Annotated in this window: 15 protein-coding genes; 10 read left to right on the top strand and 5 right to left on the bottom strand. The window is 60.1% G+C overall.

Annotated elements, in window-relative coordinates; all coding sequences use genetic code 11:
* The first annotated feature begins 213 nt into the window (after nucleotides 1–213).
* From BFP89_RS22890 to BFP89_RS22875, 4 genes are all read left to right on the top strand, one after another.
* Nucleotides 214–1,365, top strand: a complete 1,152-nt coding sequence (locus BFP89_RS22890; protein ID WP_065887746.1) for a glycerophosphodiester phosphodiesterase family protein — start codon at nucleotides 214–216, stop codon at nucleotides 1,363–1,365.
* 91 nt (nucleotides 1,366–1,456) lie between these two features.
* Nucleotides 1,457–1,765, top strand: coding sequence for a PepSY domain-containing protein (locus tag BFP89_RS22885; RefSeq protein WP_065887745.1), 309 nt, complete (start codon nucleotides 1,457–1,459; stop codon nucleotides 1,763–1,765).
* A 148-nt stretch (nucleotides 1,766–1,913) separates the two neighbouring features.
* On the top strand, nucleotides 1,914–2,942 hold the full coding sequence (locus tag BFP89_RS22880) for a transporter (RefSeq protein ID WP_065887744.1): 1,029 nt from the start codon (nucleotides 1,914–1,916) through the stop codon (nucleotides 2,940–2,942).
* A gap of 97 nt (nucleotides 2,943–3,039) precedes the next feature.
* A complete protein-coding gene (locus BFP89_RS22875) occupies nucleotides 3,040–4,644 on the top strand; it encodes an inorganic phosphate transporter (RefSeq protein ID WP_065887743.1) in 1,605 nt (534 codons plus the stop codon).
* 167 nt (nucleotides 4,645–4,811) lie between these two features.
* Here the strand turns inward: BFP89_RS22875 and BFP89_RS22870 are convergent, their stop codons facing one another.
* Entirely contained in the window at nucleotides 4,812–5,708 is an 897-nt protein-coding gene (locus BFP89_RS22870; RefSeq protein ID WP_065887741.1) for a LysR family transcriptional regulator, read from the bottom strand.
* A gap of 105 nt (nucleotides 5,709–5,813) precedes the next feature.
* Between BFP89_RS22870 and BFP89_RS22865 the strand changes: the two genes are divergently transcribed.
* Complete coding sequence (locus BFP89_RS22865; protein ID WP_065887740.1) at nucleotides 5,814–6,575, top strand: SDR family NAD(P)-dependent oxidoreductase; 762 nt, start codon at nucleotides 5,814–5,816, stop codon at nucleotides 6,573–6,575.
* Nucleotides 6,576–6,586: 11 nt separating this feature from the next.
* On the opposite strand, the gene BFP89_RS22860 is transcribed toward BFP89_RS22865, so the two are convergent.
* A complete protein-coding gene (locus BFP89_RS22860; protein WP_065887737.1) occupies nucleotides 6,587–7,024 on the bottom strand; it encodes a multidrug/biocide efflux PACE transporter in 438 nt (145 codons plus the stop codon).
* Between the two features lie 88 nt (nucleotides 7,025–7,112).
* Between BFP89_RS22860 and BFP89_RS22855 the strand changes: the two genes are divergently transcribed.
* The 4 genes from BFP89_RS22855 to BFP89_RS22840 all read left to right on the top strand — a co-directional run bounded on the left by BFP89_RS22855 (nucleotide 7,113) and on the right by BFP89_RS22840 (nucleotide 10,063).
* A complete protein-coding gene (locus tag BFP89_RS22855; protein ID WP_065887736.1) occupies nucleotides 7,113–7,967 on the top strand; it encodes a LysR family transcriptional regulator in 855 nt (284 codons plus the stop codon).
* A gap of 79 nt (nucleotides 7,968–8,046) precedes the next feature.
* Nucleotides 8,047–8,565, top strand: coding sequence for a GNAT family N-acetyltransferase (locus BFP89_RS22850; RefSeq protein ID WP_065887773.1), 519 nt, complete (start codon nucleotides 8,047–8,049; stop codon nucleotides 8,563–8,565).
* Between the two features lie 42 nt (nucleotides 8,566–8,607).
* On the top strand, nucleotides 8,608–8,862 hold the full coding sequence (locus BFP89_RS22845) for a helix-turn-helix domain-containing protein (protein ID WP_065887735.1): 255 nt from the start codon (nucleotides 8,608–8,610) through the stop codon (nucleotides 8,860–8,862).
* Nucleotides 8,855–10,063 carry a type II toxin-antitoxin system HipA family toxin gene (locus BFP89_RS22840; RefSeq protein WP_065887733.1) on the top strand — a complete coding sequence of 403 codons (1,209 nt, stop codon included), beginning with the start codon at nucleotides 8,855–8,857 and terminating at the stop codon, nucleotides 10,061–10,063. The genes BFP89_RS22845 and BFP89_RS22840 overlap by 8 nt, the downstream gene beginning before the upstream one ends.
* 20 nt (nucleotides 10,064–10,083) lie before the next feature.
* Here the strand turns inward: BFP89_RS22840 and BFP89_RS22835 are convergent, their stop codons facing one another.
* The gene (locus BFP89_RS22835) at nucleotides 10,084–10,566 is read right to left on the bottom strand and encodes a GyrI-like domain-containing protein (RefSeq protein WP_065887731.1); all 483 of its coding nucleotides are present in this window, start codon (nucleotides 10,564–10,566) and stop codon (nucleotides 10,084–10,086) included.
* Nucleotides 10,567–10,761: 195 nt separating this feature from the next.
* Between BFP89_RS22835 and alaC the strand changes: the two genes are divergently transcribed.
* On the top strand, nucleotides 10,762–11,979 hold the full coding sequence (gene alaC / locus BFP89_RS22830; protein WP_065887729.1) for an alanine transaminase: 1,218 nt from the start codon (nucleotides 10,762–10,764) through the stop codon (nucleotides 11,977–11,979).
* A gap of 348 nt (nucleotides 11,980–12,327) precedes the next feature.
* Here the strand turns inward: alaC and BFP89_RS22825 are convergent, their stop codons facing one another.
* The gene (locus tag BFP89_RS22825) at nucleotides 12,328–12,654 is read right to left on the bottom strand and encodes a hypothetical protein (RefSeq protein ID WP_065887728.1); all 327 of its coding nucleotides are present in this window, start codon (nucleotides 12,652–12,654) and stop codon (nucleotides 12,328–12,330) included.
* A gap of 109 nt (nucleotides 12,655–12,763) precedes the next feature.
* On the bottom strand, nucleotides 12,764–14,116 hold the full coding sequence (locus tag BFP89_RS22820) for a GntP family permease (protein WP_065887726.1): 1,353 nt from the start codon (nucleotides 14,114–14,116) through the stop codon (nucleotides 12,764–12,766).
* Between the last annotated feature and the right edge of the window lie 42 nt (nucleotides 14,117–14,158).

Below are 14,158 nucleotides of genomic sequence, written 5' to 3'. Positions count from 1 at the left end.
TCCCACAGGGACTGGAAAGATGGTTTACACGCGTGGCAAAAAATACCGCCCTCTGACGGGGCAGTTGCGGGCAAGAGTACTGCAATACATCACAGAAAAACCCTAAAAGTTGGTCCGCGCGCAGGTTAATGTCGGTTTGGTGATAGCGCCTTTCGCAATCAATTGTTAAAAAGGACGCCTTCTCAAAGTTACCTCCACGAAAGGACTTCCCATATGCCTGTCACGTTAACCAACGGCCTGGTGCGCACCACGATAGGGAGTGCCGTGCTGCTGGCGCTAATGCTCGGCCTTGCTCCCGCACAGGCTGCCGACCCGATCAGCCCGGCTGAATTGGCGACAAACGAAGGCATCCCCTACCCTGCGGTGATCGCCCACCGTGGCGCGTCCTATGACGCTCCCGAGTCCACCGCCGCCGCTTACAAGGTCGCGCGCGACCTGGGCGCCGACTACCTGGAACTGGACCTGCAGCGCAGCAAGGACGGCGTATTGTTCGCCCTGCACGACAACAACCTGCAGCGCACTACCGACGTGGCGACCAAGTTCCCCGAGCGCAAAGACGCGCCGGCCAACGAATTCACCTGGAAAGAACTGCAAAGCCTGGACGCCGGCAGCTGGTTCAACGCCGCCTACCCGGACCGTGCACGCCCGGGTTTCGTCGGCCTGAAAATCCAGAGCCTGGATGACATCATCAAGATCGCCGAAGGCAATCCGCAACATAAGCCGGGCCTGTACATCGAGACCAAGGAGCCCAAGCAATTCCCGGGCATCGAGGCCGACCTGAAAAACAAGTTGCTCGACAAGGGCTGGTTGAGCTCCGCCGGCTCCAAGCTGGGCAAGAGCAACACCGGCGTCGGCCAGGGCAAGGGCCGTGTGGTGCTGCAAACCTTTGAGGTGGCCAGCCTGAAAGAACTGCAAAAAGAAATGCCCAACACGCCGAAGATCCTGCTGTTGTGGGTCGGTGAAGGCAGCATTGAGCCCAAGTCCAAGGTGACATTCGCCGAGTCCGGCGAAGCGACCAAAGCGGCCTATTACGCCAAGCAGGAACCGAAAGACGCGGCCGAATTCGAAAAATGGGTCGACCAGGCCAAAAGCCTCGGCGCCATCGGCACCGGCCCTTCGGCAGAGCTGACCGACCATGGCGACCAGAGCTACACCGACCTGGTCAAGCCTGAGATGAACAAGCTGACCCACGACAAGGGCCTGTTGGTGCACGTGTACACCGTCGACGAGCCGGTCGACTTCGACAAGGTGATGAAGGCCGGTGTCGATGGCATCTTCACCAACCGTGCCGCCGAACTGTTGAAGTTCTACAAGCGCTGGCCGTCGTCCAGCGTGCAGGACCTGCTGAGCGATCATAAATACTGAGGCGTTGGTGTCAGTGAGCCATTAAGGATGAGTTAAGTTGCGCCGGTTAATCTGGCGCCACTTAAACAGCTCAACCAGAAGGACACACACCATGAAAACCCTGACCGCTTTGTTCGCCGCCACTGCCCTGACACTGACTGCGGGCCTGGCCCAGGCGGATATTCGTCCGGACCAGATTGAAGGCCTGCTCAAGTCCGGTGCCGTGATGCCATTCGAAAAACTCAACGCTGCGGCCGTGGCCAAACACGCTGGCGCAACGATCAACGACACCGAGTTGGACCACAACAACAGCGGCGTACTGGTCTATGAAGTTGACCTGACCGACACCGCCGGCAAGAACTACGAAGTGAAGCTCGACGCCAAGACCGGCGCTGTGCTGGAAGACAAACTCGATACCTGAGTTCAATCCAAAAAAAAGCGCCACCTTCGGGTGGCGCTTTTTTTTATGGGCGCGCGCCGTGCTGTCACATAATCGTCATCACGCCTTGCAATGATTCGAGCATGCGAACCTGTGAAATATCCTACAGGCGCTTTCTGTGCGAGCCCCCATGAACCACAGCATTGACCACGCCCACCAGGATCCCGACCTGTTTGGCCTGCTTTACGGTTTCCGCTTTCTGCCCGGCGAAAAAGGCCAGCAGATTGATTCCGCTACCGCCCTGCAATGCCTGCAACAACCCGGTGACCCGCAGGAATTTCTCTGGCTGCACCTGAACCTGGCCCATGCCGCCTGTGAACGCTGGATGCAAGCGCACCTGGAACTGCCCGAGGAGTTCTTCGAAGCGCTGCACGAAGGTTCGCGCTCCACGCGCATCGAGCATGTCGATTCGGCCCTGCTGGCGGTGGTCAACGATGTGGTGTTCAACTTCAGCAGCATGGTCTCCTCGGATATATCCACCTTGTGGGTGTGCGCGCGCAGTCGCTTGCTGATCAGTGCGCGCCTGCAACCGCTGCACTCGGTGGATAAGTTGCGCTCGTCGGTAAAGGCCGGTGAACGTTTTCGCTCGCCGCTGGAGTTGCTGGTGCATTTGCTGCGCGACCAGGGCGAAGTGCTGACCCAGATCGTGCGCAAGACCAGCCTCAGCGTCGATCATATCGAAGACCAGTTGCTGTCCTCGCGCCTGTCCACCAACCGCGCCGAACTCGGTGCCGCGCGCCGCGTGCTGGTGCGTTTGCAACGCCTGCTGGCGCTGGAACCGGGTTCGCTGCTGCGCCTGCTCAACCGGCCGCCGCAATGGCTGCAAAAGGAAGACGTGAAGGAGTTGCGCAAATCCACCGAAGAGTTTGCGCTGATCATCAACGACCTGACGGCCCTGGGCGAACGCATCAAGCTGTTGCAGGAAGAGATCGCCGCCAATCTCAACGAGCAGAGCAACCGCACGCTGTTCACCCTCACGGTGGTGACGGTGCTGGCGCTGCCGATCAACATCATCGCCGGCTTTTTCGGCATGAATGTGGGTGGGGTGCCGCTGTCCCAGGACCCGGAAGGCTTTTGGATACTGGTCGCGCTGGTGGCGACCTTCACCCTGATTGCCGGGCGCTGGGCATTCAGAAAGCGTAAGGACTTGATGAATTGAAACGCACTCCCCCACATGAACACTGACCTGCCGCAGCATCTCTGTAACAATTTGCAATGATCATGAACGCCATCCTCCTCACACTGGATGCTCCGGCATGGCCACCCCTTCCCTGACAGTCTCACCCTCCGCCCCCAAACCGCGCCTGGACACCAAGCCCGGCCTGGTCACGGTGATCATGTTTTTCGCCGTGCTCGCCATGGGCCTGCTGTTCACCGCTTACAGCCTGATGCACGACATGCACGAAATGGGCGCCCAGCTCACCACCTGGACGCCCTTCCTGTTGCTCGGCGTGGCGCTGCTGATCGCCCTGGGCTTTGAGTTCGTCAACGGCTTTCACGACACCGCCAATGCGGTGGCCACGGTGATCTACACCAACTCGCTGCCGCCGCATTTCGCGGTGGTGTGGTCGGGCTTTTTCAATTTTCTCGGCGTGCTGCTGTCCAGCGGCGCGGTGGCGTTCGGCATCATTGCCCTGCTGCCGGTGGAGTTGATTCTGCAGGTGGGCTCTTCGGCCGGCTTCGCCATGATCTTCGCCCTGCTGATCGCCGCGATCCTGTGGAACCTCGGCACCTGGTGGCTGGGTTTGCCGGCGTCGTCGTCCCACACGCTGATCGGCTCGATCATTGGTGTCGGCGTGGCGAATGCCTTGATGCATGGCCGCGATGGCACCAGTGGCGTGGATTGGAGCCAGGCGGCCAAGATCGGTTACGCGCTGCTGTTGTCGCCGCTGATCGGCTTCGCGTTTGCCGCCTTGCTGTTGCTGGCGCTGCGCGCCTTCGTGAAGAACCGCGCGCTGTACAAAGCGCCCAAGGGCGACACCCCGCCGCCGTGGTGGATTCGCGGCATGCTGATCGTCACGTGCACCGGTGTGTCGTTCGCCCACGGCTCCAACGATGGGCAAAAAGGCATGGGCCTGATCATGCTGATCCTGGTGGGCACGTTGCCGATGGCCTACGCGCTGAACCGCACCATGCCGGCCGATCAGTCACTGCAATTTGCAGCGGTGGCGGAAGTCACCCAGGCCGCATTGGTGAAATCCGCACCGCAGCCGGCTCCCGGCGATTCACGAGCAACCTTATCCACCTACGTGCGCACCAAAGAAGCCACCCCGGAACTGGTGCCCGCCCTTGCCGCCATCACCGGGCACATCGGCGCCGAAGTCAAAGGCTATGGCTCCCTTGCCGCGGTACCGGCTGAAGCGGTGGGCAACGTGCGTAACGACATGTACCTGACCAGCGAAACCATTCGCCTGATGGACAAGGGCAAGGTCGGCAATTTCGACGCCGACACCCAGGGCAAGCTGCAGTTGTTCAAGCAACAGATCGACAGCGCCACGCGCTTTATCCCGCTGTGGGTCAAGATCGCAGTGGCCATCGCCCTGGGGCTCGGCACCATGGTCGGCTGGAAGCGCATCGTGGTGACGGTGGGCGAGAAGATCGGCAAGACCCACCTGACGTACGCCCAGGGCGCCTCGGCCGAGACCGTGGCGATGCTGACCATTGGCGCGGCGGACATGTTCGGTTTGCCGGTATCGACCACCCATGTGTTGTCATCGGGCGTGGCCGGGACTATGGTGGCCAACGGCGGCGGCCTGCAGATGCGCACCATCCGCAACTTGTTGATGGCCTGGGTATTGACGTTGCCGGCGGCGATTGTGTTGTCGGGCAGCCTTTACTGGTTGTTCACCCAACTGTTCTGACCCCCCCTCAATCGACTGTAGGAGCGAGCTTGCTCGCGAAAAACGTCAACGATAACGCGTGCCTTCTGAATGAGCGCGGTGCCTGTAAGTTTTTCGCGAGCAAGCTCGCTCCTACAAAAAAGCGTTATTAGGGCGAGCCCTCCCCCCACATGGTTATCGGCGCGCAGTTAAAGGTGGGCTTGCAGGGTGGCCGCCAACCACTCCATGAACACCCGCACGCGCAACGGCAAATGCCGCTGGCCGGCGTAGAGCAATGACACGTCCAGAGGCGGCGCCGGGTAATCGGCCAGCACCTCGACCAATTCGCCACTGGCCAGCAAGTCGCGAATGCCCAGCCGCGGCACTTGGATAATGCCAAAGCCGCCCAGGCACGCCGCCTGGTACGCATCGGTGCTGTTGACGGTCACCCGCCCGGCCATTGGCAGCCGCAGCACCTTGTTGCCTTGCAGGTACTCGAATCCCGCCGAGCGTGCGCCCAGCGGCCGTACGTAATGCACCAGCTGATGCTGTTCCAGGTCCGCCAGGGTGCGCGGCATGCCGTGGCGCTGCACGTACCCCGCGCTCACACAATTGACCATCGGCATGCTGCACACCCGCCGCGCCACCACGCTCTGGTCGGGCTGGGCACCCACGCGCACAACACAGTCGAAGCCCTCGGCGATCAGGTCCACCTGGCGGTCCGAGCTGCCGATTTGCATCTCGATCAGGGGGTGGCGCTCCATGAACGGGGGCAAGTTGGGCACGATCAGCGTGCGCGCTATCACGTTGGGCATGTCCACCCGTATGCGCCCGGCCAACTGGGTCTCGTCCTGTCGAAACAGCCCCTCGAGTTCCTCCATGTGCGCCAGCAAATCCTTGCTGCGCTCATACAACACCTGGCCGTCCTGGGTGGCCTGCACCTTGCGCGTGGTGCGTTGCAACAGGCGTGCACCGAGCAGTTCCTCCAGGGCGCGCACCTGCTCGGACACGGTGGAGCGCGGCAAGCCAAGGCTTTCACCGGCCTGGGTAAAGCTCGACAGCTCGGTCACGCGTACAAACGTGCGCAGTAGCTCAAGTTTATTCATGGGATTGTTCGCCCTGTCCGACCAGTGATTCCGGTACGGCACTGTTTATCACGTTATGGGCGGACAAATACACTCAGTCCCATCATCACCCAAGAGGACTGCACCATGACCCCACGTAAAATCGCACTGATCACCGGCGCCAGCCGCGGCCTGGGCAAAAGCGCTGCACTGCACCTTGCCGCCCAGGGTGTCGATATCCTCGGCACTTACCACAGCAGGGCCGATGAGGCGCAGGCGTTAGTGACGCAAATCGAACAACTGGGCGGCCGCGCGGCGATGTTGCAACTGGATGTGAGCCAGAGCGCGACGTTTGCAGGTTTCGCCAATCACGTGACTGACGCGCTCAAGGATGTGTTCGCACAGGATCAGTTTGATTTTCTGGTCAACAACGCCGGTATCGGTATTCATGCAAGCTTTGCCGAAACCACCGAAGCCCAGTTCGACCAACTGGTCGCTATCCAATTCAAGGGGCCATTTTTTCTGACCCAGAAGCTGTTGCCGTTGATTCGCGACGGTGGGCGAATTCTCAATGTGTCCAGCGGCCTGGCGCGCTTCAGCCTGCCGGGCTACGCGGCCTACGCGGCGATGAAAGGCGCGATGGAAGTGCTAACCCGCTACCAGGCCAAGGAGCTCGGCGCGCGTGGCATCAGCGTGAATATCCTCGCCCCTGGCGCGATTGAAACCGACTTCGGCGGCGGAGCGGTACGCGATAACGCTAGCCTCAATGCCATGGTCGCCAACAACACCGCCCTGGGCCGCGCCGGTTTGCCCGACGATATTGGCGGGGCCGTGGCGCTGCTGCTGGCCGATGGCGGCCAATGGATCACCGGCCAGCGGATCGAGGCCTCGGGCGGCATGTTTCTGTAAGCGCCTGGCGACTACAGGGCGATTGGCGTTTTGCGGGTGACTCGTTCCCGAATCACGTCATACGCCCAGTGGTACACATAGGTGTACGGCAGGAAGAACAGCAGCACGCCAATGTCGAGGATGAACGCCTCCAACAGGCTGGTCTTCATCAATGCGGCAATCAACGGCACCGCCAGCAGGATCAACCCGCCTTCGAACAGCAGCGCGTGCAGCACTCGCGTGCGGCCCCCGCTGGACAGGTGCAGGCGCACTTTAAGGCGGTCGAACAGGCTGTTGAAAATGACGTTCCAGCTCAGCGCCAGCACGCTGATGCCCAAGGTCACCGCGCCCATTTCCAGGGCCGGTCGGCCGGTCACCCAGACCAGCAAAGGCGTGCAGATCAATAAGGCCAAACCTTCAAACCCCAAGGCCTGGAAAACACGTTCAGTAATCGACTTGGTAGGGTGCATGGCCCGGCTCCGTGAGTGACGATGGTTGCCATGATCACGTCCCAGGCCGATACTTCATAACCAATAACCATCGATCAAGGCGATAGTCATGGCCTCCCATGAAGTGCTCCAGGCGTTTGTCCAGGCCGCCACCCAGGGGTCGTTTTCCGCCGCCGCACGCAAGCTGGGCAAGAGCCAATCCACCATCAGCGCGGCAGTGGCCAGCCTGGAAATCGATCTGGATGTGGTGTTGTTCGATCGCAGCAGCCGCAAGCCGACGCTGACCCCGGCCGGCCAGGTGTTGTTGCAGCGTGCCGAACAGGTGCTGGAGGCCAGCAGCCGGCTGGAACTGGCGGCCAGTCAATTGGCCCGGGGACTGGAGCCGAAGCTGAGTATCGCCATGTCCGACACCTACCAGTCCGACCGTTTCGAAGTCGCCCTCAGCGCTTTTGAACAACGCTACCCGGACCTTGAGTTGGAATGCCTGATCGCCGAATGCGAGGACCTGATCGCCCTGGTGCAAAGTGGCCGGGCGCACATCGCGTTTATCGAGCAGCAGGAAGTTTACCCCCCGGACCTCAGTTGCTCGGCGGTCGAGGAACGCACCGAGATCGCCTTGTTCGTCTCGCCCAGACACCCGCTGGCGAGCCAGGCCCGTCTTGATCCGCACACCCTGCAAGCACATCGGGAGCTGCGCCTGGCCAGCATCATCAACCCTGACGAAAACCGTGGCGCTCAACGCGTGTGGTCGGCACCGAGCTACCTGATGCTGATGGAGATGGCGCAACTGGGCTTTGGTTGGGCGCCCATACCGCGCTGGTTGGTGGAGCGCTTCGGCGGCGACCAGTTGGTCGAGCTCAAGGTGCGCGGTTGGCCGCGTTCGGTGGCGGTGGATGCGCTGTGGTCGCGACAACAACCGCCGGGCCCGGCGGGGAGTTGGTTGTTGGCAAAGATGCTCGAGTGACGTAGGCAAGGGGCACAGGCGCTATAACCGGATGAGGTAGAATTCCCGCCCCTTGGTAGGATTTTTGGATATGCCGCCCATGCAAACCCGCCTCGTCCCCTACGAAACGCTGAACGTTCTACAAAAACAGCAACTGGACGGCCTGACGGTGCACCCCGAGCAACTGGCGTACTCCGGTGATATCTATTGCGCGCTGAACAGCCTGCTGGTCAATCCCAACCCCGACAGCGTCAAAGGCTTCGCCCTGCTCGCGGGCGACGTGCCCGTGGCGTTCCTGTTGCTCAAACGCCCGCCGTGCCTGCCCCATTGGGCAGATGAACACAGCGCCACCTTGCATGCATTGCAGGTGGATCGGCACCAGCAAGGGCGCGGCTACGGCAAAATCTGTCTGCAGATGCTGCCTGCAGCGGCGCTACAGGCATGGCCGCAGATCAAGGCGCTGGAATTGTCGGTGGATGCGGACAATGTGGCGGCGATGGGGTTGTATCTGGGGGCTGGTTGGGTGGACAGCGGTGAGGCTTACAGAGGAAGGATTGGGCATGAGCGCAGGTTGAGACGGGCGTTTGATCAGGACACCGTTGACATCGTCGAAATGTAACGTATACATAACCTAACATCAGAAAAGTAACCTATATAAGACATGGACCCTACCGTAATCACCCAACGTCTCGGCGTGCACCTGCGCACCATGCGCTCCAATCGCGGCTATAAACAGGCGGATCTGGCGAAGTTGGCCGGGGTTACTCGGCAAAAACTGATCGAAATAGAAAAAGGCAGCCTCTCGGTCTCGATGAATGCCTATGCTCGGGTGGTAGCCGCCTTGGGCAGCGAATTCAAGCTGGTACCCGTGACCTTGCCGACTCTGGAGGAACTGGAGGACGTGTTCAATGAATAGCCCCACGCTACGCGTTCACACGCCTCAAGGAGACAGCGGCAGCGTGCGGATTGGTGCTGAAGACTATTTGTTTCGCTACAGCGATGAGGCAAAGGCCGCCAGCGCAATTAGCCTGACGATGCCCGTACGCGCGGACGAATACCGGCGCCGGGACTTGCATCCCATCTTTCAGATGAATTTGCCGGAAGGTTATGTGCTTGAACAATTGCGCAATCGCCTCGCCAAAACGGTCAGGGTAGACCCGATGCTATTGCTGGCGCTATCGGGCAGCAGCGCGCCAATTGGTAGGGTTTTTGTGTCTTCTGAACAAGTGAACAGTCTGATCCATCGCAACAGCCCTCACACAAGCGGAGAAAACCTCGACGAAATTCTTGCCTGGGACGGCACGGAGGATCTGTTCGTCGAACTGGTAGATCGCTATATCCTGCGAGCGGGTATTTCCGGTGTGCAACCCAAAGTACTGGTGCCGGAGAAACCACAAACCCCCGAACAGAAATTCACCTCGAAAACCGACGACCTGATCATTAAAAGCGGGCGGGACGAGTTTCCCGGGCTGGCCATCAATGAATACCTGTGCATGTCCATTGCCAGGGATGCGGGCCTGCCCGTACCGCCGTTTTATCTGTCGCGCAACCATAAGCTGTTCATCATGCGGCGCTTTGATCGGGACGCACAGCTCAACCCTCTGGGCTTCGAAGACATGACCGCACTGATGGGACTGTCCGCCGAGCAAAAGTACACCAAGAGTTACGCCGCCATCGCCAAGGCTGTACGCGTGTTCTGCGCCCCGGCCTATCAACGCAGTTCGCTGGACCAATTATTCGACAGCGTGGCGTTGAGTTGCATCGTGGGTAATGGCGATGCCCATTTGAAGAATTTCGGCGTGCTCTATAGCGATCCACTTAAATCAGATACGCGGCTGGCACCGACTTACGACATCGTCAACACCACCGCTTACCTGCGCGAGGACTCACTGGCCCTGGACCTGAGCGGAAATAAATCGTTATTCGCCTCGCGCCTGGGCATTCTCGAATTTGCCAGGACCTGCGAAGTCGAACATCCCGAAAGGCGTATTCAGGCGCTGCTCCAGACCCTTGAAGTGGTGCTCAAGCGCGAAGACGACTACTGCAGGTTGGCGCCCGAGGTGGCGGGCGCCATACGCCAATCCGCTCAGGGGTTTCAAACTAGCTTCGGGGGCTGAATCGCCCCCGGACTTGGCGCTCAGACTTTCTGCCCGACCGGCAACCAGATCTCCACCGTCCCGGTGCCCTTCCTTGCATCAAAATCCGCACTGTAGCGCTCGAAATCCGCCCCCATCACCTTGTAGCCCGAGTGCGGCAGCCACTCGAACATGATGCGCTCGTAGGTTTGCTCAAGCGCCTGCACCGCCCCGTGATGAGGGAACACGGCATAGTTCAGTGGTGGAATTTCAATGCACTGGAAATTGCCCGGTACATCGCTTTTGCTGGGGACTTCAACACCGGCCATGTAGTCGAATTCGCCATGCCTGGGATTATGGCAAACACCATAGGTGACGCTGCCGATGCGCTTCTTGATGTCCTTGATACAGCTGTTGAACAATTCCCATAGCTGCGGAATATCGCCCGCGGTGGCTTTCGAATAACGCCCCTGGACACCTGCGATAACCAGGGCCTCGCCGGCTTCCATGCGTGGTTCCAACGGTTGTCTTGTCTGCTGATCCATACGAACAGTCTCCTTCTTATGAGGGAACAAACCCGCAACGAGTATAGGGGCATATCCGCGCCGTACTCCATGCAGAAATTTTTCCTACGCATATGGACAACTTGCCATCATCGACCGTATTGTCTGCCCCGCAGGCCACCGCAGTGGCCGACGTCGCTCGGACGGTTCCGGGCGCTTACGTACCTCGAGGCAACAATGGCAGACCAAGGTTCGCCGCGCCGCTTTGCGCGCATAGATCGACTCCCCCCCTACGTGTTCAATATCACTGCCGAGCTGAAGATGGCTGCGCGTCGGCGCGGCGAAGACATCATCGACTTGAGCATGGGTAACCCCGACGGCGCCACACCACCGCACATCGTCGAGAAGATGGTCACCGTCGCCCAGCGCGAAGACACCCACGGCTACTCCACCTCCAAAGGCATTCCGCGCCTGCGCCGGGCGATTTCGCGCTGGTACAAGGACCGTTATGAAGTGGATATCGACCCTGAAACCGAGGCCATCGTCACCATCGGTTCCAAGGAAGGCCTGGCGCACTTGATGCTGGCCACCCTCGACCAGGGCGACACCGTACTGGTGCCCAACCCGAGCTACCCGATTCACATCTACGGTGCCGTGATTGCCGGCGCCCAGGTGCGCTCGGTGCCGCTGGTGCCCGGCGTGGACTTCTTCGCCGAACTGGAGCGGGCGATTCGCGGTTCGATCCCCAAGCCGAAGATGATGATCCTCGGCTTTCCGTCCAACCCCACCGCGCAGTGCGTGGAGCTGGACTTCTTCGAGCGCGTGATCGCCCTGGCCAAGCAGTACGACGTACTGGTGGTGCACGACCTGGCCTACGCCGACATCGTCTACGACGGCTGGAAAGCCCCGTCGATCATGCAAGTGCCGGGCGCCAAGGACATTGCGGTGGAGTTTTTCACCCTGTCCAAGAGCTACAACATGGCCGGCTGGCGCATCGGCTTCATGGTGGGCAACCCGGAACTGGTCAACGCCCTCGCGCGGATCAAGAGTTACCACGACTACGGTACCTTCACCCCGTTGCAGGTGGCGGCAATTGCGGCGCTGGAAGGCGATCAACAGTGCGTGAAAGACATCGCCGAGCAGTATCGCCAGCGCCGCAATGTGTTGGTCAAGGGCCTGCATGAGCTGGGCTGGATGGTGGAGAATCCCAAAGCGTCGATGTATGTCTGGGCCAAGATTCCCGAGCAGTATGCCGCCCTGGGTTCGCTGGAGTTTGCCAAGAAACTGCTGCTGGAAGCCAAGGTGTGTGTGTCGCCGGGGATCGGCTTTGGTGAGTATGGCGATGATCACGTGCGCTTTGCCCTGATCGAAAACCAGGACCGGATTCGCCAGGCGGTGCGGGGTATTCGCGGGATGTTCAGGGCCGATGGAATAGCACCGAAAGCCAGCGTCTGACTCGGTCAACATGTGGGAGGGGGCTTGCCCCCGATGGCAGTGCTTCAGTCTCCAGATACAGTGACTGACACTCCGCCATCGGGGGCAAGCCCCCTCCCACATTTGACTGGGTGACCACATGGAATGCTGCGGTGCGGCCTACACCACCAACGACAGTGGTGGAGAATCCCAAGGCGTCGATGTGTAGCTGGGCCAGGATTCGCCAGGCGGTGCGGGGGATTCGCGGGATGTTCAGGGGCGATGGGTTAGTTAAAAAAACAGGCGGGTAAGCGACGCAATGAGGGTTCTGTCAGGCCCTTCCTGGCGCGGGCCTGACAGATTAAAGAGTGGCCGTATGAAAACGCCCGTTCAACTCACTTCAAATGACAGCGGGTTCGTTGGATGGGAAATCTGCGGTCCAGCATGCGTATAAGCACTGATCTTGTACGACCCCGGCCCCATGGAATGCTTGCTCAAGGAAAACTCCCACACAGTCGGAAACGTAACCTGCGCAGTACCAAATTGTTGATAGGGCGCGTTGCTATTTTTCACCACGACTGTCGCTCCGCCAGGAGAAGCCCACCCTCTTATCACGAAATCAGCAGCGACCCTGTCCCCCTCCTTCAGGTTTTGAATAAGAGGCGTCGGCACTAAGACTTTTGAGTCACTTTTTGGCTTAGAACTGTCGTTTTCCATGATTTTTCCTCCAGTGCTCGTCAAAAATGACGAGCTTCGGAGTCGTTTTAGAAGTCTTCGTGATCACTCGCTACTGTGAAAACTACCAGTTGCGACAGGTGGTTGAGGCCTACACCACCAACGACAGCAACATGATGAAGATCAGCGCCACCACCGACAGAATGGTTTCCATCGCCGTCCAGGTCTTGAAGGTCTCGGCCACGGTCATGTTGAAGTACTGCTTGACCAGCCAGAACCCCGCATCGTTGACGTGAGACAGGATCAACGATCCCGCCCCCGTCGCCAGCACCAGCAGTTCACGGTTAACCCCTGGAATCATGCCCACCACCGGCACCACGATGCCCGCGCCGGTAATGGTCGCCACGGTGGCCGAACCGGTGGCCACGCGAATGACCGCCGCCACCAGCCACGCCAGCAGAATCGGGTTGATCTGGGCGTTTACCGCCATGTGGCCGATGACGTCACCCACGCCGCTGGTCACCAGCATCTGCTTGAAGCCACCACCGGCACCGATGATCAGGATGATTGCGGCGGTCGGCGCAAGGCTGGCGTCGAGCAGTTTGAGGATCTGCTTGGAATGGATACCCTGGCGATGGCCGAAGGTGTACAGCGACAGCAGCAATGCCAGCAACAGGGCGGTGATCGGGTGACCGATCATGTCCATCCAGTTGCGCACCACGTTGCCTTCGGCAAAGGCGATGTCGGCGAAGGTTTTGAGCAGCATCAGGAACACCGGCAGCAGCACGGTGACCAGGGTGATGGCGAAGCTGGGCAGCGCCTTGTTATCGGTCTCGCGGGCCAGTTGGTCGACCAGTTCCTGGGACGGGTTGCCCGGGATGTACTTGGCGATGAACGTACCGAAGATCGGGCCGGCAATGATGGCAGTGGGCAAAGCGACGATCAGGCCGTACAGAATGGTCTTGCCGATGTCCGCGCCAAACACGCCGATGGCCAGCAGCGGGCCCGGGTGCGGGGGTACCAGGCCGTGTACGGCCGACAGGCCGGCCAGCAACGGGATGCCGATCTTGATCAGCGACACACCGGTACGCCGCGCCACGATGAACACCAGGGGGATCAGCAGCACAAAGCCGATCTCGAAGAACAGCGGGATGCCCACCAGGAACGCGGCGAACATCATGGCCCACTGGACCTTTTCCTTGCCGAAGGCGCGGATCAGCGTCTGGGCGATCTGATCGGCACCGCCGGACTCGGCCATCATCTTGCCGAGCATGGTCCCCAGCGCAAGGATGATGCCAACAAAACCGAGCACGCCGCCGAAGCCGTCCTGGAACGCCTTGATGATCTTCTCCACGGGCATGCCCGAGGTCAGGCCGAGGAAGCCGGCCGCGATGATCAGTGCGATGAACGGGTGCACCTTGAACTTGGTGATCAGAACGATCAGGCCAATGATAGTGACGACTGCATCCAGCAGCAGATACGACTCGTGGGACATGCCAAACATGGGGATCTCTCCTGTTTGTTGTTGTTATTAAAGCGGGTGTTG

The sequence above is a fragment of the Pseudomonas sp. 31 R 17 genome, from assembly GCF_900004915.1.
GTDB lineage: Bacteria > Pseudomonadota > Gammaproteobacteria > Pseudomonadales > Pseudomonadaceae > Aquipseudomonas > Aquipseudomonas orientalis_A.
Note: the sequence above shows the minus strand (reverse complement) of the source record. Positions and strands in the feature narration are given on the sequence as shown.